At 39.2% G+C, this 26,480-nt stretch carries 21 protein-coding genes; 8 read left to right on the top strand and 13 right to left on the bottom strand.

Annotated elements, in window-relative coordinates; translation table 11 throughout:
- Nucleotides 1-283 precede the first annotated feature (283 nt).
- The gene (locus ACFSKL_RS14285) at nucleotides 284-1,603 is read left to right on the top strand and encodes a hypothetical protein (RefSeq protein WP_376886993.1); all 1,320 of its coding nucleotides are present in this window, start codon (nucleotides 284-286) and stop codon (nucleotides 1,601-1,603) included.
- A gap of 123 nt (nucleotides 1,604-1,726) precedes the next feature.
- On the opposite strand, the gene ACFSKL_RS14280 is transcribed toward ACFSKL_RS14285, so the two are convergent.
- The 8 genes from ACFSKL_RS14280 to ACFSKL_RS14245 all read right to left on the bottom strand — a co-directional run bounded on the left by ACFSKL_RS14280 (nucleotide 1,727) and on the right by ACFSKL_RS14245 (nucleotide 10,318).
- Complete coding sequence (locus ACFSKL_RS14280) at nucleotides 1,727-3,268, bottom strand: M20/M25/M40 family metallo-hydrolase (RefSeq protein ID WP_376886992.1); 1,542 nt, start codon at nucleotides 3,266-3,268, stop codon at nucleotides 1,727-1,729.
- A 164-nt stretch (nucleotides 3,269-3,432) separates the two neighbouring features.
- Nucleotides 3,433-4,026, bottom strand: a complete 594-nt coding sequence (locus tag ACFSKL_RS14275; RefSeq protein ID WP_376886991.1) for a DUF3244 domain-containing protein — start codon at nucleotides 4,024-4,026, stop codon at nucleotides 3,433-3,435.
- A gap of 371 nt (nucleotides 4,027-4,397) precedes the next feature.
- A complete protein-coding gene (locus ACFSKL_RS14270) occupies nucleotides 4,398-4,913 on the bottom strand; it encodes an acyl-CoA thioesterase (protein WP_376886990.1) in 516 nt (171 codons plus the stop codon).
- An 11-nt stretch (nucleotides 4,914-4,924) separates the two neighbouring features.
- Nucleotides 4,925-6,640 (bottom strand): OmpA family protein, encoded by a 1,716-nt coding sequence (locus ACFSKL_RS14265; RefSeq protein WP_376886989.1) that lies wholly within the window; start codon nucleotides 6,638-6,640, stop codon nucleotides 4,925-4,927.
- A 16-nt stretch (nucleotides 6,641-6,656) separates the two neighbouring features.
- Nucleotides 6,657-7,628: a deoxyhypusine synthase family protein gene (locus ACFSKL_RS14260; RefSeq protein ID WP_376886988.1), complete on the bottom strand. Its 972-nt coding sequence runs from the start codon at nucleotides 7,626-7,628 to the stop codon at nucleotides 6,657-6,659.
- Nucleotides 7,629-7,751: 123 nt separating this feature from the next.
- On the bottom strand, nucleotides 7,752-8,366 hold the full coding sequence (locus tag ACFSKL_RS14255) for an OmpH/Skp family outer membrane protein (protein ID WP_376886987.1): 615 nt from the start codon (nucleotides 8,364-8,366) through the stop codon (nucleotides 7,752-7,754).
- A 417-nt stretch (nucleotides 8,367-8,783) separates the two neighbouring features.
- Entirely contained in the window at nucleotides 8,784-9,686 is a 903-nt protein-coding gene (locus tag ACFSKL_RS14250; RefSeq protein WP_376886986.1) for a histone deacetylase family protein, read from the bottom strand.
- A gap of 59 nt (nucleotides 9,687-9,745) precedes the next feature.
- Nucleotides 9,746-10,318, bottom strand: a complete 573-nt coding sequence (locus tag ACFSKL_RS14245; protein WP_376886985.1) for a hypothetical protein — start codon at nucleotides 10,316-10,318, stop codon at nucleotides 9,746-9,748.
- A 129-nt stretch (nucleotides 10,319-10,447) separates the two neighbouring features.
- Between ACFSKL_RS14245 and ACFSKL_RS14240 the strand changes: the two genes are divergently transcribed.
- Nucleotides 10,448-10,885 carry an AlbA family DNA-binding domain-containing protein gene (locus tag ACFSKL_RS14240; RefSeq protein ID WP_376886984.1) on the top strand — a complete coding sequence of 146 codons (438 nt, stop codon included), beginning with the start codon at nucleotides 10,448-10,450 and terminating at the stop codon, nucleotides 10,883-10,885.
- A gap of 1 nt (nucleotide 10,886) precedes the next feature.
- Here the strand turns inward: ACFSKL_RS14240 and ACFSKL_RS14235 are convergent, their stop codons facing one another.
- Entirely contained in the window at nucleotides 10,887-11,255 is a 369-nt protein-coding gene (locus ACFSKL_RS14235) for a phage holin family protein (protein ID WP_376886983.1), read from the bottom strand.
- Nucleotides 11,256-11,397: 142 nt separating this feature from the next.
- Between ACFSKL_RS14235 and ACFSKL_RS14230 the strand changes: the two genes are divergently transcribed.
- The 3 genes from ACFSKL_RS14230 to ACFSKL_RS14220 all read left to right on the top strand — a co-directional run bounded on the left by ACFSKL_RS14230 (nucleotide 11,398) and on the right by ACFSKL_RS14220 (nucleotide 15,677).
- Complete coding sequence (locus ACFSKL_RS14230) at nucleotides 11,398-12,147, top strand: acyl-CoA desaturase (RefSeq protein ID WP_376886982.1); 750 nt, start codon at nucleotides 11,398-11,400, stop codon at nucleotides 12,145-12,147.
- 205 nt (nucleotides 12,148-12,352) lie between these two features.
- Nucleotides 12,353-12,715: a BlaI/MecI/CopY family transcriptional regulator gene (locus ACFSKL_RS14225; protein WP_376886981.1), complete on the top strand. Its 363-nt coding sequence runs from the start codon at nucleotides 12,353-12,355 to the stop codon at nucleotides 12,713-12,715.
- A 7-nt stretch (nucleotides 12,716-12,722) separates the two neighbouring features.
- On the top strand, nucleotides 12,723-15,677 hold the full coding sequence (locus ACFSKL_RS14220) for a TonB family protein (protein ID WP_376886980.1): 2,955 nt from the start codon (nucleotides 12,723-12,725) through the stop codon (nucleotides 15,675-15,677).
- A 462-nt stretch (nucleotides 15,678-16,139) separates the two neighbouring features.
- Here the strand turns inward: ACFSKL_RS14220 and ACFSKL_RS14215 are convergent, their stop codons facing one another.
- The gene (locus ACFSKL_RS14215) at nucleotides 16,140-17,207 is read right to left on the bottom strand and encodes an agmatinase family protein (RefSeq protein ID WP_376886979.1); all 1,068 of its coding nucleotides are present in this window, start codon (nucleotides 17,205-17,207) and stop codon (nucleotides 16,140-16,142) included.
- 188 nt (nucleotides 17,208-17,395) lie between these two features.
- Nucleotides 17,396-17,878 (bottom strand): SixA phosphatase family protein, encoded by a 483-nt coding sequence (locus tag ACFSKL_RS14210; protein WP_376886978.1) that lies wholly within the window; start codon nucleotides 17,876-17,878, stop codon nucleotides 17,396-17,398.
- Nucleotides 17,879-18,034: 156 nt separating this feature from the next.
- Here ACFSKL_RS14210 and topA point away from each other — a divergent pair, with 156 nt between their 5' ends.
- From topA to ACFSKL_RS14195, 3 genes are all read left to right on the top strand, one after another.
- On the top strand, nucleotides 18,035-20,353 hold the full coding sequence (gene topA, locus ACFSKL_RS14205) for a type I DNA topoisomerase (RefSeq protein WP_376886977.1): 2,319 nt from the start codon (nucleotides 18,035-18,037) through the stop codon (nucleotides 20,351-20,353).
- A gap of 164 nt (nucleotides 20,354-20,517) precedes the next feature.
- Nucleotides 20,518-21,705 (top strand): carboxypeptidase-like regulatory domain-containing protein, encoded by a 1,188-nt coding sequence (locus tag ACFSKL_RS14200; protein ID WP_376886976.1) that lies wholly within the window; start codon nucleotides 20,518-20,520, stop codon nucleotides 21,703-21,705.
- Nucleotides 21,702-22,397: an SIR2 family NAD-dependent protein deacylase gene (locus tag ACFSKL_RS14195; RefSeq protein WP_376886975.1), complete on the top strand. Its 696-nt coding sequence runs from the start codon at nucleotides 21,702-21,704 to the stop codon at nucleotides 22,395-22,397. Before ACFSKL_RS14200 ends, ACFSKL_RS14195 begins: the two co-directional genes overlap by 4 nt.
- Before the next feature lie 124 nt (nucleotides 22,398-22,521).
- Here the strand turns inward: ACFSKL_RS14195 and bglX are convergent, their stop codons facing one another.
- Entirely contained in the window at nucleotides 22,522-24,813 is a 2,292-nt protein-coding gene (bglX, locus tag ACFSKL_RS14190; RefSeq protein WP_376886974.1) for a beta-glucosidase BglX, read from the bottom strand.
- 38 nt (nucleotides 24,814-24,851) lie between these two features.
- Entirely contained in the window at nucleotides 24,852-26,477 is a 1,626-nt protein-coding gene (locus ACFSKL_RS14185) for a family 43 glycosylhydrolase (RefSeq protein WP_376886973.1), read from the bottom strand.
- Between the last annotated feature and the right edge of the window lie 3 nt (nucleotides 26,478-26,480).

Raw genomic sequence — 26,480 nt, 5'->3', positions numbered from 1 at the left:
TTCAAATAGTGAATCTTAAATATAAAAAAAATCCAACAGACACTGTCTATTCACTCAGGGTTAAATCATCATTGTTTTCTATCACATATATTCGATATCCATCCCAAAGGATCCAATGCAATCCCAATATCACATTATATTAGGACATTCTCCATACCTAAAAAAGTATGGGAAAAGTAAATAACTGGCAGATTTTAATTCCAAAATAACAGGAAAAAAAGTTTGTTGCAACAAGCTTTTGATCAAAAACCAATTCTTTAATTAATCTAAATTCTCTTTAACTATGGAAGCAAACAACAAAAAAAGCATCGCATTAATGGCTATGTACTTATTGCTGTATTCATGCGATCTACCTGACCAAGTAGGCCCTGATGACAACTATTGTACTTCTGGGGCATCTGTTTTAAGTTTGGATGACAGCAATGTATCCTCTGAAGTGAAAAACCGGATTTATAATCCTGCCCCACAGACTTGGGTCATCCATACCCAACATCCAGATTATAATCGAAACGGAAGATTAGTTCTAATCCCTACGGCTTTTCCAAATTTACCTGCCAATGAATTCGTGACAAGGGAAATCATCGAAACAGCCTTTTTCAGATCAGGTACGGGAAGTGTTAGGGATTATTTTTATGAAAATTCCTGGGGGCAATTTAGTCTGACCAATGCAGGCATCAGCGATTGGATAACATTGGCAAATGACCGTGAGTTTTACGGTCAAGGTGGAGATTGGACACGCAACAGCAACATGTATCGCGATGCTTGCCAAGCATCCACTATAGATTGGGCTAGTGTGGATCTCAATGGGGACAGGATAATAACTCCTAATGAAGCATTGGTCGGATTTATCATACCAGCTGGAAATCTTGGTGCAAATAGACCTGGCTCAGTGAACATAACCTATAACGGACAACCTTATACTATCAACAGTAGTTTTACATTCATGGATTGCAAAAGGCTAGATGAGCCAGAAAGGGATATTAGGATGATAAGCTACAACTACCCACTTATTTGGCATGAATTAGGGCACGGATTCTTCGGATTGCCCGATAGGTATCAGGATTTTTCGGGAACAGGGCGTGGGGGACAATTTGACATCATGAGTGACAATTTCAGAAATATCCACATGACTATCTATGACAAGATGAAAATCGGCTGGGTAAAACCCCGAATCCTACTTCCTGCCAACCAACGGATTCCTGAAGGAAGAAGATGCTATAGAATCCAGGCTAGTGCCCAAACTGAGGCTGCACTGATCCTCTATAGCAACCGATCTCCGGATGAATATCTTATTGTGGAAAACATCAACACAGAAGCATCAGAAAGAGGCTTTACTTCAGGATATAATGAATCAGGTCTGGCTATTTGGTGGGCTGACATGAATTCTGGAGACACGAGGTTAATTGAGCGAAAATTGATTTCTGGTGGCATTACTGCACTGCCGTTGGATCATGTTTCCCCAAGGGGGATTGAAGTATTGCTCCAGTACATAGACGGGACTGACCCAGAATCTATCACCTTTATACGTAACCAGAACGGCCAGCTGAACTTTGGGTTTAGGGCTGTATCTCCACCGGGGACAAGCATGTTTGTCGAATTTTAGAAGTATAAATAGCCATCAATCAAAAAAGCTCAGGAAAAACACCCTGAGCTTTTTTACAATTTCATCATTTTGGAATAACTGATTGATTTTAGCCACTTACCCCAAGTCCAACTCTTTGAGTTCCTATTTACCCCAAGGTTTTCTTGGGAGTTTTTGATCTCTTTGGGCGGTGTTGTAAACCATCGCGGCAACAATGATCGCTGCTTGGGTCATATCTCCCTGCTGCATCCTTTCGTAAAGATCCATGTTCGTGTGATATCCTCTTCCATAATCTATCGGATCTTGGATAAACTGGAAACCTGGAACACCCACAGCATCAAATGCAACGTGATCTGTAGATCCAGTATTTCTTCTGGTGATCGTTTTGGCACCCATTTCGTGGAATGGCTCAAACCATTTTTCAAATACCGGTACCAACTGGTCATTTCCTTCCAGATAGATTCCCCTGATTTTTCCTGATCCGTTATCAACATTGTAATATGCCGAAATTTTATCCCACTCTCCTTTTTTGTCTTGTGTCTGCCTATCGGCTACATACTTTTGAACATAGCCTCTAGAACCAAATAGACCTTGCTCCTCTTCCCCCCAAAGGGCAATTCTGATTGTCCTCTTTGGTTGGATTCCCAGTGTTTTGAGAATCCTGATCGCCTCCATCATCACAACAACGCCCGCAGCATTGTCATTCGCCCCAGTTCCAGCATGCCAACTATCCAAATGGGCACCAAGCATCACGAGCTCTGGCTTTAGGGTTTTGTCCGTTCCGGGGATTTCTGCCAATACATTGTATCCTTTGTAGTCATCATCCAGCCATTCTACTTCAATCTCAGCATCGATATTTACAGTCTGCCCATTCTTGATCAACCTCTCAATTCTTCCAAAGTGCTCCAAGGCAATTTCCATTTCTGGAAGGGTTTTGTTCTTGTCAATGCTGTACGAACCTGCCCTGGTATGAAATACTGTACCGAAATTCCCCCTTGTACCAGACAACCGCAAAGCAATTCCTTCATTCAATAAGAACTCATTTATTTTTTGGTCCAACTCCCTTTGTTCCCTCATTTGCTGAAGCTGTGCAGGTGAGTACCTTCCTCCTGAACTAGGGTTGATAGAGACAACTTTCCTGTTTTCCAAATCCTCATCAGTCAACCTTCTAGCCTCAGGCTCGAACGCAGGAGCAGTAGACAAAGTAGTCGGTATCATGATGGCTTTACCATTGAGTTTACCTTTATACTTTTCCAAATCGGATTCTGACTGGATGTCCAACAGGATGATTTCAGTGCTTACAAGACCGTTTGTACCCTCTGTCCAAGCTTTGGGGTAACCGATCAATGGAGCATAATAAGGATCTTTCATGGCGATGTATGATTTTTTCACATCCCAGCCCCTACCAAATTCACCATACGAGTCAATTTTTACATTTTGTAAGCCCCATTCGGTAAATTTATCGGCAGTCCATTGCCTTGCTCTTCTGAGATTCGTGGATCCGGAAAGTCTTGGCCCCATCAAATCTGTCAAATGAAAAGCTAAATCTTGTATTTGGGAATTTCGTGTCCCTTCTGTTTTAATCTTGTACATCACTTCAAGATCTATCTCCTCCTGGGCATGGACAATGGAAGAAAACAATACGGCAACAAAAAGCACCAATGAAAATCGGTAATATAATTTCATGTTTTTCGGTTTAGATATTTTACTTTTGAACTTCTCCAGAAGCTTTTTTCATTTATCAAAAATGTTGATTTTTTCCATCTTCAAACCACCGCTAGTGTAATTTTTGACATAAAAAAAGTCCCAGTTTTCGCTGAGACTTTGGATTTACCGATTATTCAATTTGTTTACAGTTGTATAGTCTTCTGTCTGCCTTTGACGTCCTCAAGCTCTAAAGTTTTTCCTTGGGGATCAATATTTTTGAAATTGTAGTACTTGATAAAGCCTGCTTCTTCATTGATTGTTTCTTTGTGTAGAACTTTGCCATACTCGTCCTTTATCAAAATTTTAACCCCAGGCTTTTCCAGACCAAAGACTGACAACCTTACTCTGTTGTCCTCAACGATTTTACCGGAAGCCATTAATGGATATTGGATTTGAGTTGCTGGCTCTTTGGTTTCCACCTTGTAATTTGCAACACCCACCATATCTTTTTTCTCAAAACTAGCCACTTCAATATTATATTGTCCTGCTGGCAATTCAGATAGGTTGAAAGGAATGGTCACATTGGATTTTACCATCATCATACGTTGATGTAGCTTTTTGCCGTTTTCATCTGTGATCGTCATCCTTACTTTTCCAAGGTCTTCCCCTAAGGTGACTTTTATTGTCTTCTCATGCGTTTTCACATGTGAAGATCCTTTGACATTTGTAGTTCCTTCTTTTGCAAAAGTGCTTGCTCCTAAGCTAAGTGCCAATGCGAATGTTAATAGAGTTTTCATGATATATATGTTTTTTTTGTTTTGTTTGATATCTGTCGGGTATTATCCATGATCTGTACCAATATTTCCAGTCAAAACCAGATTGTGAAAAAGATAAAAATCACATCATATTCCCTTAATATTAAATAAGTTACAAACTCAAAGAAAACTGTATCAATACCAGTCAAATCCATGTCCGACTGTATTGAAAACGAACATATTTTTACTCAAAACCATTGTTTTTGAAATCCATCAAGGTTGCACCATTCCAAAAAATAATCCCAAAAAAAAATTCAGAAAAAATTAACCGGTGTTTGCCAATGCCAAAAGCAAAAAAAACCTGTACACGAGCGTACAGGTTATGATTTAAATCGAACAATTTTGTGAAGAAATTATATTTGTTTGAGATTGTATTTCAAAAACTTTACCCTATCGGCAATGGTCATGCTTGAAATATCAAGATTCTCCGAAGTCGCTTTTAGAAAATCTTCCACCGCACCAGTATGATTGGTAGAGATCCCCTCTTTGATAGTCACATACCGCATGGTAGTCCATAAAAGGGTTTTCAATTCCTTTTTGCTATCATCAGTCATGTAATACTCCACTACCACTGTATTATGGTTGTGCCAAAGCAGACGACTCATGATTCGTACCCACTCACCGACTTTTGCCGGTTTTACATAAGCTATGTTGTGGTTGTACACCACCCAAGCAGCTTTGTATTTCTGGATAAAGTCGATCATTTCCACTCCATATAATTTAGGGACTTGATCTTCCCTTGCATTAAAGAAATAATCGAAATACTTCGCATTGTTCAAATGCCGTAGTGGGTCACAATCTTGGAAGCGAACGACTACCCTGCTCTCTGTTTCTTTTGGATAATGCTTATCCGGATTCAATTCAAACATATCTATTCTGGTTATTTCAATCTCTCAATCACCAACTCTACCCTCCTATTCAAAGCTCGTCCTTCTTCCGTGGAAGTATCGGCTATAGGTTTTGAACCTCCCCAACCAGCAATCCTTATCCTTTCAAAATCAATCCCCTTCAAAGTCAAATACCCCCTGATCTTGGACGCCCGATTCATGGACAATTCCTTATTCAGCTGTGGATCCCCAACATTATCTGTATGCCCGTCTAACCGGATTCTGAGACTTGGGTTTGTTTTCATAAAGTCGACCAAATCATCCAAAAGCTGTATGGATCTGGAATCGGCAAAATCGGAAGTACCTCTGTTGAACTGGATATTGTTCAACACCATACTTGCTCCTGCTTTGACAGGCATCATGGTTATCACTTCTGTTTCGGAATTCTTCCAATCCTCAGCAGAGAAATCTCTGGGAATATAGCCATTTGAAGTAATGGCAAACCTATCCAATGAATTTTCTTCAAGTGCGGACTCGATCATCGAAAAGCTTCCCGCAGTTTTTTTGATCCCCTGTCTATTTGTATACGTGATCAAGTAAGGAATAGGCTTATTGGTATTTGCATCCAAAACCTTATAATCCAAAATTGGCTTTGTTTTTTCAACGTAAGTCATTGCAGAATCAATGCTTGTCTCTATAACTTCAATCGATGCTTCACTTATACTTGAAGTAACTGTGGCTTCATTCGTACTTTCTATATTTTCAACCTGCGACTCAGCAACTTCATTTTCGTTCTTAACTTCAACTTCAATCCTTTCCTCAATTTCCTCATTCGAATTCTGAATTGCAAGTGTTTCTTCAACAGGTACTTCATCTTCTATTTGATGCATTACCATCATCAAATCTCCAAAACCTTCTGAATTTTGGGTTGAGGTATATAAAGCCAAGTTATCCAAATCCTCATGGACCACATAACTGAGTTCTGCACCTGAAGAATTCACTTTCTCGATAGCCCTTGGCTTTGACCAACTTTCCCAAGAGTCGTTCAATCTTGTCGAAGAGTAGACATTCCGCCCACTGTTGGACGTATTTGAATTGGTGGAAAAATACAAAGTTTTTAAATCTTTGGATAATGAAGGTGTCAATTCTTGCGAAAAAGTATTGATGTCTGCACCTAAATTTTGGGGAGAAGTCCAATTTCCCTCCCGAATCTGCCGAGAGACATAAATATCTTCATTCCCATAGGACCCAAAAGACTTCATCGACATAATGATCACTGAACGATCCTGGCTGAGTCTTCCACTAAAATGCGTCCCTTGGTTTCTGAAATTCCCCATTTCCAGAGGTCTCACATAATTCCATTCTGAACCAAATCTTGCGTACTGATGGATCCCCTGCTTCAGTCCATTTCCACTGCCGCTATGGTATACATAAACCGTCAGGGCATCTGGAAAACCTACGACTACGTCGTTCCCATCTGTTGATAAACTTTTGATATGGGAAGGCTTACTCCAATCACCATTGTCTGATTTTTTTGTCATCCATATATCACCAAAATCTGTTTCACCACCAATATTATCGGGGTGATAGCCTACTGAAAAGAATATCTCTTCTGTCGGAGAAATGACAGGATGCTGCTCATCATAAGGGGAATTGAGATTTTTCAGGGAAGAAATACTCTGTGCATTACCAATAGTGGATAATGAAAAAGCAAGCAGAAATATCCCGCTTGCCTTTTTTATATTAGTCTTCAATTCAATTTTCATCATAATTGAATCTTATCAATTATTGATCCAAAACTATCGCAAACACCAATGGTGCGACTATAGTTGCATCAGATTCTATAATATATTTAGGTGTATTGATCCCCAGTTTGCCCCACGTGATTTTTTCATTTGGAACAGCTCCCGAATAAGAGCCATAAGAAGTCGTGGAATCTGATATTTGACAAAAATACCCCCATAATGGAATACTATCTCTTTGCAAATCTTGGTGCAGCATTGGCACTACACAAATAGGAAAATCACCGGCAATGCCACCACCGATTTGGAAAAAACCTACCGTGCTGTCTTCTTTTGCATTGTTGGTATACCAATCTGCCAAATACATCATGTATTGGATTCCTCCTTTTACAGTATGGACATCCTTGATATCACCTGATATTACGTGTCCAGCATACATGTTGCCCAAAGTTGAGTCTTCCCATCCCGGTACGATGATAGGGAGGTTCTTCTTGGCTGCTTCAAGCAACCAGCTGTTTTTGGGATCTATCTGGAAAGATTTATCAAGTTTACCGGAAAGAAGAATTTTGTAGAAAAATTCATGGGGGAAGAAAGCTTCACCAGCTTGATCAGCCTTTACCCATTCCTCCAAGATCACGTCTTCAATCCTTCTCATGGCTTCCATCTCTGGAATACATGTGTCAGTCACCCTATTCATATGACGCTCCAAAAGATCATTTTCCTGTTCTGGAGAAAGATCCCTATAGTTTGGAATCCTTTCATAGTAGTCATGGGCAACAAGGTTGAAAACATCTTCTTCCAGATTGGCTCCTGTACAAGTGATGATCTGAACTTTATCTTGACGAATCATTTCGGCAAGTGAAATCCCCAACTCGGCAGTGGACATAGCACCTGCCAAAGTAACCATCATTTTCCCGTTGTTATCAAGGTGGGCCTTATACCCTTCGGCAGCATCGATTAATGCCGCAGCATTGAAATGTCTATAGTTATGTTTTAAAAATTCAGTAATCTTCATGAATTTGTATTTGTTGATTTGCGGTTATAAAATTATCAATTTAAACGACACAAAAAAAGGCTACCAAATGTTTTGGTAGCCTTTTTATTAGCGTATTGATTGACATACTCTACTTTATACAATTTACTTTTCAGGAGTCACCGGTTCGGTCTTCTTTGTTGAAAATTTCGCATTCAATCCGGCTGTAACTTTATCTGTAATGTCCAAAGATTTTTTGGAGTACCAAACTGCCCCTCCCCTTGTGTAGGAAAGGATCATTTCAAGGTCATTGGCTTCAGCATATTCTGTCAAATACTCTTGGATCTGATCTATTACATCACTATAAAGTTTTGATTCGTCAGTCTGTAGTTCCTGCATCAGATTATCTCTGTAAGTCACAAGGTTTCTTTCTTTCTTCATCAAATCTTCCTGCTTAGCCCTAGCTTGGTTTGGTGTCATGGAACCTGCAGTCTGTTCAAAATTTGAAACTTCCTGTTCAAATCCCCTAGCTCTGCTACCCAATTCCGTTTCGAATTTTTTGCCCTTTTCAGTAATCTGCCCTGATTGTTCTTTGAAGAAATCATAATTGGCAATAACGCTATCGGTAAGTATATAGGCGATTTTTAGATCTGAAATACTTACTTCTGAGCTTTGTTCTGATTCAGAACTTTTTTCTGAGGGGGAGCTTGAATTATTGCAAGAAGAAAAAACAATTGTTGCAAATCCTAGGAGGCCCAATACTTTTGATAATTTTTTCACGTTTGTTTGCTTATTATTTGTACTTGGCGCAAATATAAACAAAGTATTGTTGGTTCAAATTATTATCCATTGTTGATTTGTTAATTTGAGTTAAATATTAATGTGATTATCCGCTACTTTGCCAGTAAGGAAATAAATATGCTTACTGGTATGAAAGTGGATATACATATATTGGAGTTATCACTTGAGATAATTCATTTGGATTTATTCTTTTTATGATTGTTTGGCCCGATGATCAAAAAGTAAAATCCGAGGAACAATATGAAAGTAGCCAACAAATATAATAGAGTCCAGTTCTTGTTATTAGGATTTTGTGTTTGCAAATAATTACTGTCTTCAAATAGACAAAAGGCAAAACTGACCAATAGAATACCTCCGATGATTTTATGTATCCACTTATATTCTACTTTTTTCATGCTAAAAATATACTTCCTGTGCTATTCTATATGTATTGGCATGTGCTTCGATGATATCGCTGATTTTTGGGGAATATCCCCCTCCCATACAGCACATGATTGGGATATTGTTCCTTTTAGCCAACTCTATCACAATCCTATCCCGTTCTTTGCATCCCAATACAGACAACCCCAACCTTCCCAACTTATCAGTTTCCAAAACATCTACCCCACATTGGAACACTATAAAGTCCGGCTGGAGATTATCAAGCAAAGGATAGAGATTGTCTACCAGTAACCTAAGATAGTCCGAGTCACCGATCTTATCAGGCAAGGCAATATCCAAATCTGATTTTTCTTTGTTCATGGGGTAATTGGAAGCACCGTGCATACTAAACGTGAAAACGTCATCATTATTCTTAAATATTTCTGCAGTTCCATTCCCTTGATGTACGTCCAAATCCACAACCAACACTTTTTTCGACAACCGATTTTCCAAGAGGTAGTTGGCTGCGATGGCAATGTCATTCAGCAAACAAAATCCCTCCCCCCTATCCGTGAAGGCATGATGGGTGCCTCCGGCAATATTCATGGCTATTCCAAACTCCAACGCAAATAACGCCGCCTGTACAGAGCCATGCATGATATGGATTTCCCTTTGCACCAAAGCTTCACTCAGTGGAAATCCTGTTTTCCGTATCTCTGATTTGCTGAGTGTTTGGCTGGTTAGTTTATTGAAATATGTTGGTTCGTGGGTATTGACAATCCATTTTTCATCCAATAGACCTGGCTCAAAAAAGTTCTCCATCGAGACGGTACCTTCGTAGAGCAACTGCTCTGGCAACAGCTCATATTTTTCCATGGGAAATCTATGTCCTGAAGGCAATGGGTGGGAATAAAGCGGTGAATAGGCAATCTTTAGCATAACAAAAAACGCTTGTCATATAACAAGCGATTTGAATTTTTGTTGAAAATGAAACTGAATCAATCTTCCTCGTAATCTTCTTCTTCAGCTGTCTGGAAGGAATAGTGCGTATCATCCAATCTGATACTGTCGTCATTGAATTCCCTGATGAATTTTTCTATAACCGATTCATCAATCGATTCAACATTCAATGCTGCATCTAGACCGATACCATAGTCGTGGTGTGTATCCAAATCGATAAATTCCTGGACTTTCACGGTTTCCTCTTCTTCCATATCCATGATGATTTCAGTAATAAACCATCCAATCTCTTCTTCTTCGCTAGTCAGGGGAATTAAGTTTCCATTTTCATCTTCTTCATATTTGATCCCTTTGAAATTCGGGAATTTCTTGGCGGCTTCATGTTCTGCAAGCTCAAACACTTCAGAAGAATGATGAAGTCTTAAGGTATAAAGAGCTGCGTCATAGATCACTTCTTTGCCCTCAAACATTCCTACAAAAAGGAAATTCACAAAATCATCTGTATTCTCTTCATCACCCTCAATCATCTTGAATGATTTGTTTGAAGATTTCAGCTCTCTTTTGAGTGCTTCTATAATTTGTGGATCGAATCCTTCGTTTTGATAACTCATATTTTTCAAAAATCTTAATTTAGTATGGACAACTTACGACGTAAAAGGGTAATTTGAAAACGTTTTGTTTACATCGTCTTTCAATATAAATTTAAGTAATTAAAATACAACTATTTAATTTAAAAAAAAATGTTTTTTCCCTTAAAAAATCCAGAGTTTGTCAAAACCCTTCTGAGCAATGAAGAAAATGAAGAGTTGGACTATAAACTCAATATATCCGATAGCTATAAGATTGCAAAGACACTGGTTGCATTTGCAAACACCAAGGGTGGAATCATTGCTATTGGTATCAACGACCAAAAAATAATCAAGGGCATAGATCCAGAAGAAGAGCTATTCATGATTGAGAAAGCCTCAAGTGAATATTGCGAGCCAAAAGTCATATTCAGCGCCGAAGTTTACGAAATAGAATATCTCGACGAAGAAAAACTTGATGAAAACCTTTATATCCTGATAGTAAGCATTCCAAAATCAATGGATACACATTATCTAAAACATAAAAATGGTGAACTCATCAAATATACCAGGAAGGCTGACAACAACCTACCTGATATATATTCGGAATAATTCAGACATTTTTACCTCCCAAAGAAACCCCCAACAGGGAATTGATCAGGCCTAGGATCAAGCCAAACAGCAGGGCCCACCAAAACCCATCGACACTAAACCCAGGGACGATTTTGGCAGCCAATAGAATCAAGAGTGCATTGATGACGATCAAAAACAAGCCCAAAGTCACAATAGTAATAGGAATGGTCAGGATTACCAAAATCGGCTTTACAGTGATGTTCAATAAGGCAATCAAGGCTGCTATGACAATTCCTGTAAGGAAATCCTCTACCGAAACACCAGGAAGCAGATAGCTGGTAATCAACACAGCAATACCTCCCAACAGTAATTGTACAAGAATCCCCCAAGTTTCAGATGCTTTGCTCATAATTTTTATTTTGGTTTTAAACTGCTCTAATATACTATAAATTTGATTTTGAGAGTTAATTGAATAAAAATATTCTATCTAAATATTATTGTAAAAAATTAGCCTGTATCTTTACATCCACATTCAAAACAATAAAATAAAAGTGATTTTAATAGTATTCTTCTTATTGCATTGGTACTTCTCCCTATTTTGCCAAAGCTTCTTTCTTCACAGATATGCAGCACATCAAATGTTTTTCATGTCTAAATATTGGGAAAAATTCTTCTACATATTTACTTGGATTACACAGGGAAGCAGTTACCTATCACCAAGGGCATATGCCATTCTCCACAGAATGCACCATGCATACAGTGACACTCCAAAGGATCCCCACAGCCCGCACCATACAGAGAACTTGTTTACGATGATGTGGAAGACAAAGAATATATACAACGACTACTTCAGTTTTAGGTTGAAACCGGAAGAGCGTTTTTCAAAAGATGTCCCAGATTGGAACAAGTTTGATCTATTTGCCGATTCTATGATCGCAAGGGTTGGATGGGCATTACTTTATATATTGATCTATGTCTTATCCATATCTGTGTTTGAATTGGCTGGAACCCATTGGTGGATGTATTTCCTACTGCCTATCCACTTGATGATGGGGCCTGTCCATGGAGCCATCGTCAACTGGAGTGGCCATAAATACGGCTATGCCAATTTTGACAACAATGACAAATCTAAAAACAGTTTGTTGCTGGATGTGTTGATGCTGGGTGAGCTGTTCCAAAACAACCACCACAAATTGCCCAACAGACCCAATTTTGCAGTCAAATGGTACGAGTTTGACCCCACCTACCCTATTGTGAAGCTCCTGCACGCCAGCGGCATCATTAAGTTGAGGGCAGCCTGATTGTATCTTCGCTAAATTCATTACAAAGAGTCAAGAGATTGGCTCTTTTTTTCTGTCCAAACCAATATAACTAATATTTCATTTGTTTACCTAAACTATTATTACTAACTTTATAGATACCAATAGAAAAGATTCGTTCTTAAAAATTTGCTTTTCCGAAACTAAGTGAATAATTTGAAGCGTAATTTAAACTTAAACACATATTATGAGAAATCTAACAAGAGCAGAAGAGCAGGTAATGCAAATCCTGTGGGAAGCAGAAAAGGGGTTCGTAAAGGATCTACTTGAAAGAATGACTGAGCCGAAGCCAGCGTACAATACCGTATCCACCATCATTCGAATACTCGAAAGAAAAGGGTTTGTACAACACAAGGCTTATGGAAAGTCCCATGAATATTACCCAATAGTATCCAAAGACGAGTACAGAAGCCACTCAATCAAAAATTTACTTTCCGGTTACTTTGGAGGTTCATTTACGAAAATGGCATCATTCTTTGCCAAAGATGAAAATTTGAACATCAAAGAACTGGAAAAAATAATGAGCGAGGTCAAAGAGGAAGTTAAATAAACACCTTATGGCCGTTCTAATTGACTATATCTGGCAAAGTACTTTCTGTCTTTTCTTTTTCTTTGGAGTATATTGGGTATTCTTGAGGAATGAAAAAGTATTTGTATTCACAAGGGCCTACATCCTAATCACCCCGATTCTTGCGTTGTTGTTTCCCTTGGTTAAAATACCGGTCAGCTTTTACAAGCCAGATATATCATTAGAAAATTCACAGCTTTTTCGGGCACTTTCACTTGAGCAGGTGCCCGACGAAGTTGCAGGCTTCTACGGATTGCCCGAAGTCACAGTGCAAAGCACCAAACTTCCTATGTTGATGGAATTGAAAGATTATTTCATCATTTTTTATCTTATTGTATTTACTTTCTTGGCATCAAAGGTGTTCTGGCAGGTTATACAATTAAGACTTTTGAAGGAAAAAGGCTGGTATCAAACGATTTACAAGCTGAAAGAAAAGTATTTCCTTATCCCAACCTTTGGTCTTGCCCCTATTTTCTCCTATTTCAACGAATTGTATTGGGACGAAACGCAGGAGTTGAGCAACGAGGAAAAAGACCAGATCATCAAACATGAGATTGAACATATAAGACAGGGCCACTCTTGGGATATTATGTATTACCAAATTCTAAGTGTGCTGTTTTGGTTTAATCCTGCCATCCATTTGATGCGTGCTGCATTGGTAGATGTGCATGAATACCTTGCTGACGAAAACGTACTCAAACAAACTACGAACAAAGAAAATTATCCGAAATTAATCGTAAAAATTGCATTTAAGGGAATGGATCTTCCTATTGGTAACTATTTTATTAGATCAACTACCCTTAAAAGAATTTTAATGATGAAAAATTCAAAAAAACCAAACAGGTTTAAAATGACGATGATCCTTCCGCTGACATTGATGCTGTTGGCCTTGGTCTCAATGAAAACAAAAGTCGGTCTGACTGACTTTTTGATTTCGAACACTCAAAAGATTGAATTGATCAAAGATCAATTGACAGCTTCCCAAGATTCCCTTGAGGTAGCCATCAAAGTCAAAAAAATCAAAAATCCGGTTCATTATGAGCTCATAGGAGCTCTGGAAGGTGACAAACTTACTGCACAACTAGGTGAGTTAATCTATGAATTCTCGGACATTTCTTCCGATGAAGAATATATCAAAGTAAGAAGCTTGATAAATACCCTTAGAGGCAATTCAAGGATTGTCAAAAACTATGGCCCAGTAAAAACATATGATCAGGTCGCCATAAAGCCTTCTCCAAAAAATGGTGAAGATGAATGGCATAAAACCCTTGCAGATGCACTTGCCGAGATCATGCCAGAGAAAGAAAAGGAATTAGGCCTGGCCTCATCAATTGAACTGGAATACATCATTACCTCAGAAGGTAAAATCAAAAATCCAATCGTCAGAAAAAGCATTGGTGGCGGTGTGGACGAGAAAATCATTAAAATGCTGGTTGATGAGCAAAGCGCATCATGGACACCTGGCGAGCATGGTGGTGAGAAGGTTGATGTAGTGCATCATCTTAATTTAAAATTGTCATATCCATCCAAGATGGCTGAAAACAGGGATTCTTATGATTTTTTCCCAGAAGTAATAGAAGTCCCAATCAACAACACCAGAAATAGGATAATCAATGATGACACCATTTTTGATGTTGTAGAAAAAGCTCCGAATCCTCCTGGAGGAATGGAAGGTTGGAACGAATACCTCAAATCAAATCTCAAATATCCTGAAGCTGCAAAAGAGAATGGTATCGAAGGTACCGTTTTTGTGGTGTTTGTTGTCAATAAAACAGGTTTCATAGAAGATCCTGAGATTTTAAAAGGTGTAAGCCCTGAAATTGATGCTGAAGCTCTAAGAGTAGTCAAGGCTTCTCCAAATTGGGAGCCTGGAAAGCAAAGAGGGCAAGATATGAATGTAAGAATGAGACTTCCTATTCGCTTTAAGAATGGAAGTATAAATCCTACTGCCAATAGCACCGAGGAAATCCCCACTGTAGTCCGTAACAACAACGAACCTTATGATAAAGTAGATACTCCTCCATCACCACAAGGCAAGATGGAAGGATGGAATCAATATCTTGCCGAAAACTTAAAGTATCCAAATACAGCAAAAGAAAATAAAACTGAGGGTACCGTCTACTTGACTTTTATAGTAAAAAAGGATGGGACGGTTGAAAACCCTGAAATTTTAAGGGGAATTGGAGCTGGGTGCGATGAAGAAGCATTGAGGGTTGTCAGAAATTCACCGAAGTGGAATCCAGGAAAGCAAGGAGGACAAGCTGTCGATGTAAGAATGAGACTTCCCATACGCTTTAATCTAAGCAAAGCTTCAGGAGAAACCGGAGAAGTTACCCCTACAGAAGCATTTAATAGGCACGTCACGAAAAGCATCAAATATCCTACGGAAGCCAGGAGAAGTGGAGAAACAGGTACTGTTTTGGTGCAATTGGATTTTGATTCAAAAGGGAAGATTGAATCCTCTAAGATTGTAAAAGGGATAAGCAAAGAGATTGATGAAGAAGTCGATCGCGTGGTAAATACGTCTGCCCCATCTTGGAAAGTTTCTGGGAATGGTGACCAGTTCAAGGCTGTTCTACCGATTACATTTCGATTGGGTGGAGTCAGTAGCGGTGAATCCAAACCAAGCGCTGGCATGAAAAATGAGATCGTAGTAGTAGGCTATGGTTCAACTTCAAAATCAAGTAAAGTCATTGATGAATATAAGGAGCAACAATTTAACACCTACGCAGACAAGTTCTCTACACCTCTTGAATCCAGTGTAAAAGCAAAACCAATGGTTGTGGTAGATGGGACTATCAAAGAGTTTGGAGAGCTAAACGACATCAAACCAAGTGAAATTAAAAATATGGAAGTTGTTAAAAAACCAAGTAGTGAAGATTTGTCTAAATATGGTGAAGGGGCAAAAAATGGAATTATTTTCGTTCAGTTGGGCAAAAAGTAATTCTCATTACCCCAAACCTTGTATATTTTTTTGACAATTATATAAAGGTACAAATTATCGGCAAGTGATTCCCGATAGCTTTACTCCATAAAAAAATCCATATCCTGTGATATGGATTTTTTTATGAACAATTCAAATAGATATCTAGGGTCTGCTGAAAAAGTCAGATTTGCGTAAGATACGAGTTGGCGAAGTGAAGCTGTATAAATATACTGCGAACTGAAGCCAAGGAAGTAGTCCCGATGTCGAAGCGTATCGGGATGAAGCTGGCTAACAAAACTAAGTTAATATACTGCAAGGTTTTTGCGTTCATTTGCTGAAAAAACCTGCGTAAGATATTGACTATGTAAACGAACCCATACATTACTAATTGGTTTTGTGTTTTTAAGTAGACCCTATCTATTGATGTCATACCAGGCAATCCCAGCATTGGAAAAAAATTGGCATGTCACTTTTTTCCAATTACTTCAAATCCAACCTACCTTGGGAAGCACCATACAGATTTGCCATCCTATAAAGAATTCTGGCTCCTACATTTCCATCCCACTCGTCCCCTTCTGGCCCTGGAGCTACTTCTACAAGGTCAAAACCTATAATCTTTCTACCTGATTTCACCAGCTCCTTCATCAGATACATTATTTGCTCCAATTCAAAACCACCAGCGACAGGCGTACCTGTATGGGGACAAAGTTTTGGGTCAAAACCATCAATATCTATCGTAATATAAACTTCGTCTGGCAATTGATCTATGATTTCATCGCAGATGATCTTCCACGCTTTCCCTTCATATGATTCTTTTTTCAATTCTTTGTCATAAAAGGTTGTGATCCTGTTATTCTCTTTTGCCATAATTGACTCTGCTTCACAAAAATCCCTGATCCCAACTTGCACCAATTTTTCAATCTGGGGAAATTTCAGGGCATTATAGGAAATGGAAGCATGAGAATATTCAAAGTTCTCATAGGAAACCCGCAGGTCCGCATGGGCATCAATCTGAAGTATGCCAAAATTATCATGTTCTTCTGAAATTGCCTTGATCAAGCCCAAAGGGGTACTGTGATCCCCTCCCAGTAAGGCTACCATTTTCCCTTGGGATCTATATTTCTTAGCTTGTCCATAAACCCACTCATTCATTTCAACGCAAGCTTTGTTGATCAAATCTGGAACAGCCGCAAACCGTTCCTCTTCTTCTTCCGGCGAGTCACTCTCCAACCAATCAATATAGCTCTTTGCCAAAACTCTAAAATTTGAACTTTTGTTTGCTATATCCTGAGGAATTGGCAGCATGCAAACCCCCATTTTCCAAGCATCTTTTATGTCGTCTTGAAAAAGATCCACTTGAAGGGATGCACCCAATATTGCTTCAGGACCATCTGCTGTTCCAGAAGAATAGGAAACTGTGACCTCCCAAGGTACAGGGATAATGATCATTTCAGCAGATTCGGCATCAAATGGAAGTCCAAACAATGCATTATGTGTACTTACTCCGTTAGGATCAAAATTATCAATAAGCTGATGTTTAATAGACATATTTAGTTTGTTTTTAATTTAATTCCCCAATCTTATAAGATGCAATCTTATCAATTGCCGTCTTTAGGATCAAAACAGAGATAATCGAGTAATAATTTCAAAGGTTAGCTTAATTCAACGTATAGATATACGTATTTTGGCCTACTCTCTTCTAAATCAAGGCTATTTTTTTTCTGAATGGACTTAGGTTATTGCATCACTTCCCTTACAAGCCCAGTCCCGATCCCAAGTAGACTCCAGCAGTCTACAGTAAGCTCGACAATAGCCAACATACCTGTCTGCATATTTATATATCCCTGGTCTGTAATTGAAGACACGAGTGCACTGACTCCAGGGTTGTGTCCTATGATCATAAGACAAGCAATAGCATTATCCACACCAGAGATGACTTTGAACAATTCAGAAGCTTCCGCTTCATATATTTCATGCGAATATTGGATTATGGATTGATCTAAATCAGCTGCAATAATATTGGCAGTTTGGGTAGTCCTGATAGCAGCACTTGCTATAATCTTATCCGGTTTGATGCCTGTTTTTTCAAAAAGTACTTTAATCCGATGCAATTGATCTATACCATTTTGATTTAATTCCCTTTGGAAATCTGCACCATTCCCAAAACTAAAATCTGCCTCTCCGTGCCTTAATACAACTAATAGCTTACTTTTCTGCATAAATCCTTTGCTTATGTTACAAGAAGACCAATTGAAATAATCATGCCAAATACAATATAGTGTCTTTCATAATTTGGAATAGAATTTAATCACATCTATTTTTAGGATTTAAATGGATCTATTAAAAAAGATTCCATTCATAAATATATAGGAAATATGTCAAAAAATTTAGTGATAGTAGAGTCACCCGCCAAAGCCAAGACCATAGAAGGATACTTGGGGAAAGATTTCAAAGTAGCTTCTAGCTATGGCCATGTGAGAGATTTGCCAAAAGGTGACAATGCGATAGACATCCAAAATAAATTCAAACCAACTTATGAAGTCACTGCCGACAAAAAGGAAGTGATCAAACAACTGAAGAAGCTTGTAAAGGAATCAGAAATGGTTTACCTAGCAAGTGATGATGACCGTGAAGGGGAAGCCATCAGCTGGCATTTGAAAGAAGTACTAAAGCTAAAAGATGAAAACAGCAAAAGGATTGTCTTTAGGGAGATAACCAAAAATGCGATCACCAAAGCAATCGAAAATCCCAGGACAATCGATTATGACTTGGTCAATGCACAGCAGGCCAGAAGAATATTGGACAGGTTGGTTGGCTTTGAGCTTTCCCCAATTCTTTGGAGGAAAATCAAAGCAGGATTATCTGCAGGCAGGGTTCAATCTGTTGCTGTCCGCTTGATCGTAGAAAGGGAAAGAGAGGTTGAAAAATTCAATTCAAAATCCTCTTTTAGGATTACGGCATTATTCGATGTAGATGGAAAAACACTTTCTGCCGAGTTGCCAAAGAAATTTGACACGCAGGAAGAGGCTGAAGAATTTTTGAAGAAATGTATAGGTGCTGATTTCAGCATCAAGAGTTTGGAAAAAAAGCCTGGAAAGAAAACCCCAGCCGCGCCATTCACCACTTCTACCCTACAGCAGGAAGCAAGTAGGAAACTAAGCTTCTCAGTAGCACAAACTATGTCGGTAGCCCAGAAGCTCTATGAAGCTGGTAAGATCACCTATATGAGGACTGATAGTACCAACCTATCAGAAGATGCCATGGCAGCCGCAAAGAATGAGATCACCTCTTCCTATGGTTCTGAATTCCATAAATCAAGGAAATACGCAACAAAATCCGAAGGAGCCCAAGAAGCCCACGAAGCCATACGTCCTACGGATTTTTCCAAGCACGATACCTCAGGAGATAGAAACGAGCAGCGCTTATATGAATTGATCTGGAAAAGGGCCATCGCCTCACAAATGGCGGATGCAGAACTGGAGAAAACCAATGTAAGCATAGCCATCTCTACACTGCCGCAGACACTTTCTGCAAGCGGTGAAGTCATCAAGTTTGAAGGATTTCTTAAAGTTTATCTAGAAAGTACCGACGAGGAGCCTGAGGATGATGAAAGTACTGAAAAAGGTCTATTGCCTCCATTGACTGTAGGTCAGGCCTTGAAATTAATGGAAATGAAAGGCAGGGAGACATTCTCAAGACCTGCCCCCAGATATACAGAAGCTTCTCTGGTGAAGAAACTGGAAGAAATGGGAATAGGAAGACCTTCTACCTATGCACCGACCATCTCTACAATACAAAAGAGAAATTATGTGATCAAAGAGTCGCGTGATGGAAATGAAAGGAAGTATGTAGAAATGAAAATTGCAAAAGGCGAATTCAAGAAAGAAAGCAAAGCCGAAATCGCCGGTGCTGACAAGAACAAATTGTTCCCTACCAACATTGCAATGGTAGTGAATGATTTTTTGGTAGAACATTTCCCAAATGTGATTGATTTCACATTTACGGCAAGGGTAGAAAAGGAATTTGACGAAATAGCCCATGGAACCCAAAACTGGGAAGACATGATCCAAAATTTCTATGGCGCATTCCACACCAGGGTGGAAGAAACGGCTAACGTCGCTAGAGCAGATGTCAACAGCTCCAGAGAAATAGGCCTCGATCCCAAAACAGGCAAAATGATCATTGCAAGACTTGGGAAGTTTGGACCTTTGGTGCAGATTGGTGATCAGGAAGATGAAGAAAAACAATTTGCTAGTCTGAAAAAAGGTCAATTCATTGAGAATATCACATTAGAAGATGCATTGGAGTTGTTTAAGCTACCAAGGGATGTTGGCCAGTTTGAAGAAAAGAAAATTGTAGCTGCAATCGGAAGATTTGGGCCATACCTCAGACATGACAGTAAATTTGTCTCTTTGGGAAAAGAATATGATCCATTGAGCATAACCGAAGAGGAGGCAATCCAACTTATCAAGGACAAAAGAAAAGCAGATGCAGAGAAACACATCAAGAGCTTTGAGGAAAATGAAGAAATCCAAATTCTCAATGGTAGATGGGGACCCTATATCAAGTTCGGCAAAAACAATTTCAAAATACCAAAAGACAAAGAAGCTGCTGAATTAAGCTATGCAGAGACCATCGAGATTATAGAAAATCAACCTGAAAAGAAAAAAGGTAGGTTTGCCAAGAAAAAGTAATTGGAAGCAGGGGTAAAATCCTGCTTTTTTTTATGCCTACGGAAATTGATACATCTTTAGACTTCTCTTTATACAAATATTCTATTTAATTGATTTTTTTAGACAATATTAATTAATATTATTCTGCGATAAAGGATACATTGAAAAATGGAGATGAAGTAAACATGAAGCTCAAATATTGCCTAATTGCGCTATTCTTATTGATCTATACTAGCGTATCATATTCACAGACTACAATCAATGGAATCATCGAAAATGCAGTCGATGGAACTCCAATCCCGTATGCAATGGTATTCCTGACCAATACAAGCAATGGTACATTGAGTGATTCTTTGGGGCATTTTTCACTGATGATTGATAACGGAAAATATGAATTGGTCATCAGGTCCATTGGCTTCGTTACGTTGACCTATGAGTTTGAGCATACAGAGATCCAAGATAAACTTTACCGGTTCAAATTGGCTTCAGATGATTTGGTACTTTCAGAATTAGAAGTCAATTCGAAAAGGGATCAAGCTTGGTATGGAAATCTGGAAATTTTCAAACGCTACTTCTTAGGCACAAGTACCAATTCCCAAAAAATCAAGTTGGAGAATCCCAATATTTTGGTTTTGGATGACCAGTCCACTCCAAAGGTGCTGATAGCAAGAGCTAATGATGCTTTGCTCATTGAAAATGCCAATTTGGGATACACTATAAGATACATCCTCCAAAATTTTGAGTATTCAAAAGCAGATTTTCGTGTTTTTTATGGTGGCTATGCATTTTTCACCTCAGATTCCACGCTATCAAAGCGAAAAATAAAACAAGTTGGGAAAAGCCGGGTGAGGGCTTACTTAGGAAGTACAATGCACTTTATGAGAGCTGTGTACGAAGGCAAAGTGGAAGAAGAAGGTTTTATAGTGAGAAGGCTCAAAAAAATCCCAAACATCAACCGACCCGACGACGAGGAGCTAAATACTATTGCTGAAAATTTTAGAACCGGGCGGCCTACCCCCTATTCTTTTGAGGAGTATGCGAGATTGAAAAGACTACCTAAAACAATCGATGTACTGGATAAAAACCCCTTAGATCTAAGTCAGATGATTGAGGAAGGCGAAGGTGGGCAAAAAGTTCTGAAATTTGAAGACTACCTCCAAGTGATATATACCAAATCCAAACCAGACCAAAACTATCCAAATCCACAAAATCTCCAAATCCAAGAGAGTCTCATCCACTTCCTAAATGGACAAATTGTAATTTATGAAAACGGTAGTTACTCTCCACCCTATGACCTTTTGTTTGAGGGGTATATGGGTTGGATGAAAACAGGCGACATGCTACCATTAGATTATTATCCGGAATCAAAATGAAAAAGAAACTAGTAGTACTTACAGGTGCTGGCATTTCAGCAGAAAGTGGAATTGCGACCTTTCGGGACAGCAATGGCCTTTGGGAAGGGCATGATGTCATGGAAGTCGCTTCTCCTGAAGGCTGGAGAAAAAACAGGGAATTGGTGCTTGATTTTTACAACCAAAGGAGAAAGCAGGCGCTGAGTGTAAAACCGAATGAAGCCCATTATGAATTGGCAAGGTTGGAGAAGTATTTTGATGTCACGATCATCACCCAGAATGTGGACAATCTCCATGAAAAAGCTGGCTCTAGCAACGTGATACACCTCCACGGAGAATTGTTCAAATCCCAAAGTACTGTAGACCCTTCTTTGGTTTATGAAATGGATGGCTGGGAAATCAAGATCGGCGACAAATGTGAAAAAGGCAGTCAACTCAGGCCTTTTATAGTTTGGTTTGGAGAGATGGTTCCCATGATAGAACCTGCCATCGACATCGTCAGCCAAGCTGACCTCTTTGCTGTCATCGGCACTTCTATGCTCGTATATCCAGCTGCAGGGTTGATCCAATATGCTCCTAAATCCTGTACCAAATACATCATTGATCTGAGAATCCCAGATGTGGGTAACATCCATAGGCTCTATCCAATAGAAGGCCTAGCTTCTGTGGGAACAAAAAAAATGTCGGAAGAAATTATTGAAAAATATACTTGATATTAAATTCAAAGTTGAACCTCATAAGAAAATAAAGATGCAATTAAACTACTACTTAATCGAATAGGAAAAACCATAAAAAAAGGGATCAAACTCAATTGATCCCCTTTTTTATCTTTAAATCCTATTTCCAATTTACCTTCGCCGATTTGACATCTCTGGAATTGCCTCCAACCATGATCTCAAATTCCCCTGGCTCAAACACAAAATCAATATCGTAGTTGTAGAACTTCAGATCTTCCTGAGTCAATTCAAATCCAACGGTTTTGGACTCACCCGCCTTTAAATAAACTTTTTGAAAGCCTTTCAATTCTTTCACAGGCCTGGTGATAGAACCCACCAAATCCCGTACATAAAGTTGAACCACTTCGGCTCCATCAAACTTTCCGGAATTCTTCAAGTCAATACTTGCTGTTAGTATTTGTTCTCCTTCAAGTTCCTTCGCACTCAATTTGATATCCCCATATTCAAACGAAGTATAGCTTAAACCATAACCAAAAGGATACAAAGGTTCATTGGATACATCCAGATAATTTGACCTGAACTTCTGAAACCACTCTCCTTCCGGCAAAGGTCTTCCTGTATTCTTATGGTTATAAAAAATCGGAACTTGGCCTACATTTTGGGGGAAAGTTGCAGTCAATTTCCCTGAAGGATTGACATCTCCATAAAGGACATCTGCTATGGCATCCCCTGCCTCACTTCCAGCAAACCAAACATTCAGAATGGCTGGCACATTTTCTGACTCCCACTTGATTGCCAATGGCCGTCCCGTAAACAAAACCATGATCACAGGTTTGCCAGTCTTCAGCAAAGCTTCCATCAGTTTTCTTTGGTTTTCGGGAATTTCGATATCCGATCGACTTGATGCCTCACCACTCATTTCGGCAGACTCTCCCATAGCTGCGATGATGACATCAGCATTTTTTGCGGCTGCAAGCGCTTCCTTGATCATAATTTCCTCTGATCTGTTATCCCGATAGGTAGGTTTTCCAAAAATACTTACCCTGGATTCCAACAGAGAATCGGCTGTGATATTTGAACCCCTGGCGTAGACTATTTTTGCTTTATCTCCTATTGCATTCTCTAGCCCCTCCCTCAGAGATATTGCTTCTTCAAACTTACCAGCTACACTCCAAGTTCCAGCCATGTTTTCCTTATTGTCTGCCATTGGACCAATCAATGCGATCCTGCTTTCTCGTTTGATCGGAAGAATTCCCCCTTCGTTCTTTAGCAAAACAAATGTCTGGGAAGCAATCTCTCTGGCTACTTTTCTATGTTCAGCATTAAAAACATCTCTTTTAGATCGTTCGGGATCAGCATATTTGTAAGGATCATCAAAAAGACCAAGTTTAAATTTTGCGGTCAATATTCTTCCAACAGCTTCATCAATTTGATTTTGGGTTACTTTCCCCTCTTCAAGTGATTTTTCCAAAGTACTCAAAAACCCTTCTCCAACCATGTCCATATCTACCCCTGCATTCAGTGACATGGCAGAAACTTCTTGGAGATTTCCCATTCCATGATCAATCATCTCGTTGATAGCGGTATAGTCAGTTACCACAAAACCATTGAATCCCCATTGCTCTCTCAACAAGTCTGTCATCAACCATTTGTTCCCACTGGCAGGAATCCCATCAATGTCATTGAAAGAGGTCATTACTGTTCCTACTCCTGTTTCTATCGCAGCCTTGTAGGGCAAAAAATATTCATTGAACATCCTCTGTCTACTCATATCCACTGAATTATAATCCCTTCCGGCTTCTGGTGCACCGTACAAAGCAAAGTGCTTCACACATGCCATGATGGTGTTTTCCAAAGTAAGGTCATCACCTTGATAACCTTTGATCATTGCCTTGGCTATTTGGGCACCTAAATAAGGATCCTCTCCATTTCCTTCTGATACTCTCCCCCATCTTGGATCCCTGGATACATCCACCATAGGTGAAAATGTCCAATTGATCCCATCAGCGCTTGCTTCAATTGCTGCAATTCTGGCACTCTTTTCAATCAACTCCATATCCCAGCTGCTGGATAGCCCCAATGGAATTGGAAAGAGCGTTTCATATCCATGGATCACATCCATCCCAAATAGCAGTGGGATTTTCAACCTGCTTTCTTCAACAGCGATTCTTTGCACTTCCCTGATTTTCACTGCAGATTTTAAGTTGAATAGTCCTCCCACTTTTCCTTGTTTGATCTTTTCGGCAATGTTGGAACTCTCTGCCTGACCAGTTGTAATATCACCAGCCGCTGGTAAATTCAATTGACCCAATTTTTCTTCCAATGTCATCAATGCCAATACAGAATCTACTTTGAAGGAGAAATCATCGTCTAATCTATCACTTGAAACTTGTGAACAGGAACTTATGAAACTTCCTGAAAGCAGTATACAAATCGCATATTTTCTTATCATAATACATTATCTATCAATAAAATAAAACAGTTAATATCCTAATCAACTTTAACAACTGGATTCCTTTTCGAAACACCGTTTTCATTGAATGCTTCAATAGTGAAATAGTAGGATTGGTCTATTGACAGACTTTTCAAATCCAACTCATTTTCACCATAAACCATCCATGAACTGTATAACTTATCTGGAGCTATTCCCCATAGGATATTATATCCTTGAGCTTGTGGATCGCTTTCCCAAGTAATTATTACATCTCTTTTGTCCACTTTCCTTTCGACAGTAAATTTCTTTACTTCAGATGGGGATTTTCCTGCCCCTTTCCCAAATACCCTAAAACCTGAAATCGCCAAATGTGGGGTCGGTACATGGATATGCTCATACCTCACATACCTGTATTGTTTTGGATTGGTTATTTCCACATAATCATTTGGAACGTCCTTGTAGCTGTTCATTCTATCTACAATCAACTCCCATTCCTTTCCATCAACAGAACCCATGACAGCATATCTATGGTACAATCCTGAAATCCTTCCATACATATCTGATTCATGATCATGGAAATTCAGCTGAACTGCATGTATCGTACTTGGTGTTTGCAAATCAATTTTGACCCATTGCCCTTGGTTGGTATTTTCAGCCAGCCAAAATGTTTTTACATTTTCATCGACCATATTACTTGCAACATTGCTTTCGATGGATGATGATGCTTTTATGGGCTTGTTATAGGACAAAAGCATCCAACCGGCAAACTCACCTTGATGACCTGGTGCTGCCGGAGCATAATGTGGATAATCCCCAAAATAGGTATCCATAAACATCAAATCATCCTTGTCAAAAAAAGTTGGGAACATGGCAATCCTTCTTTCCCAACCGATATTTACGGAAACCGCCATACTGGCGAAGTGCCAATGGGAATTTCCGGGTCCTGTAACTGTACTTCCATGTCCTGCTCCATTCATAAATCCACCTGGCTTATACGAAACAGGGTTGTTTGGAGCATACGCAAAAGGTCCCAAAGGACTTTCACCGATATAAACACCGTCTCCATACACATTGAATTCTGTTCCTGGTGCAGCATACTGCATATAATATTTCCCATTATATTTTGTCAACCAGGGCCCTTCAATGTAACCTCCCAAAACTGTGTCTGCATGATTTTCCCCAAACCTCTCCCATCCATGCTTCTCCATATCCAAATTGAAAAGCTCATAAGTCTCTTCGGAAGGGCGAAACCTCTTCTTCATATCCAATTTTTTCGCCCGAATTGGAAATCTATTTGATGAACCCCAAAAGACATAGGCTTGGTCATCATCATCTATGAATACATGGGGGTCTTGAAGGTTGTTGAGGATACCCGGTACGGCTTTCCAATCCCCTTTCTTTGGATTGTCCGTGTAAAGCACACTCATGTGGCCTGATGGATTTCCGGTAACATAAAGGACAGAGTCTTTGTAGTTATGGGCTGTTGGTGCATTGGAACCTTCAAAATACCATTTTTCAGGTTCTATAAATGTCCAGTTATTCAAATCATAAGAATGCCAGTACCCCATGGATCTGGTGACAAACATGTAATATTCCCCCTTAAATTCTACCACCGCAGGATCTGCACCTGATCGGTAGGATTTGTCCTGATGGGAATTGTAAATCATGTAGGTATAATCCATATT

The organism is Belliella marina, from assembly GCF_042682445.1.
Lineage (GTDB): Bacteria > Bacteroidota > Bacteroidia > Cytophagales > Cyclobacteriaceae > Belliella > Belliella marina.
This window is presented reverse-complemented; position numbering and strand designations above follow the sequence as displayed.

Excerpts from the sequence above, each read along its gene's own strand:
- ACFSKL_RS14285 (WP_376886993.1), top strand. The coding sequence starts at position 284 with ATGGAAGCAAACAACAAAAAAAGCATCGCATTAATGGCTATGTACTTA.
- ACFSKL_RS14280 (WP_376886992.1), bottom strand. The coding sequence starts at position 3,268 with ATGAAATTATATTACCGATTTTCATTGGTGCTTTTTGTTGCCGTATTG.
- ACFSKL_RS14275 (WP_376886991.1), bottom strand. The coding sequence starts at position 4,026 with ATGAAAACTCTATTAACATTCGCATTGGCACTTAGCTTAGGAGCAAGC.
- ACFSKL_RS14270 (WP_376886990.1), bottom strand. The coding sequence starts at position 4,913 with ATGTTTGAATTGAATCCGGATAAGCATTATCCAAAAGAAACAGAGAGC.
- ACFSKL_RS14265 (WP_376886989.1), bottom strand. The coding sequence starts at position 6,640 with ATGATGAAAATTGAATTGAAGACTAATATAAAAAAGGCAAGCGGGATA.
- ACFSKL_RS14260 (WP_376886988.1), bottom strand. The coding sequence starts at position 7,628 with ATGAAGATTACTGAATTTTTAAAACATAACTATAGACATTTCAATGCT.
- ACFSKL_RS14250 (WP_376886986.1), bottom strand. The coding sequence starts at position 9,686 with ATGCTAAAGATTGCCTATTCACCGCTTTATTCCCACCCATTGCCTTCA.
- ACFSKL_RS14245 (WP_376886985.1), bottom strand. The coding sequence starts at position 10,318 with ATGAGTTATCAAAACGAAGGATTCGATCCACAAATTATAGAAGCACTC.
- ACFSKL_RS14240 (WP_376886984.1), top strand. The coding sequence starts at position 10,448 with ATGTTTTTTCCCTTAAAAAATCCAGAGTTTGTCAAAACCCTTCTGAGC.
- ACFSKL_RS14235 (WP_376886983.1), bottom strand. The coding sequence starts at position 11,255 with ATGAGCAAAGCATCTGAAACTTGGGGGATTCTTGTACAATTACTGTTG.
- ACFSKL_RS14225 (WP_376886981.1), top strand. The coding sequence starts at position 12,353 with ATGAGAAATCTAACAAGAGCAGAAGAGCAGGTAATGCAAATCCTGTGG.
- ACFSKL_RS14220 (WP_376886980.1), top strand. The coding sequence starts at position 12,723 with ATGGCCGTTCTAATTGACTATATCTGGCAAAGTACTTTCTGTCTTTTC.
- ACFSKL_RS14215 (WP_376886979.1), bottom strand. The coding sequence starts at position 17,207 with ATGTCTATTAAACATCAGCTTATTGATAATTTTGATCCTAACGGAGTA.
- ACFSKL_RS14210 (WP_376886978.1), bottom strand. The coding sequence starts at position 17,878 with ATGCAGAAAAGTAAGCTATTAGTTGTATTAAGGCACGGAGAGGCAGAT.
- topA (WP_376886977.1), top strand. The coding sequence starts at position 18,035 with ATGTCAAAAAATTTAGTGATAGTAGAGTCACCCGCCAAAGCCAAGACC.
- ACFSKL_RS14200 (WP_376886976.1), top strand. The coding sequence starts at position 20,518 with ATGAAGCTCAAATATTGCCTAATTGCGCTATTCTTATTGATCTATACT.
- ACFSKL_RS14195 (WP_376886975.1), top strand. The coding sequence starts at position 21,702 with ATGAAAAAGAAACTAGTAGTACTTACAGGTGCTGGCATTTCAGCAGAA.
- bglX (WP_376886974.1), bottom strand. The coding sequence starts at position 24,813 with ATGATAAGAAAATATGCGATTTGTATACTGCTTTCAGGAAGTTTCATA.
- ACFSKL_RS14185 (WP_376886973.1), bottom strand. The coding sequence starts at position 26,477 with ATGGATTATACCTACATGATTTACAATTCCCATCAGGACAAATCCTAC.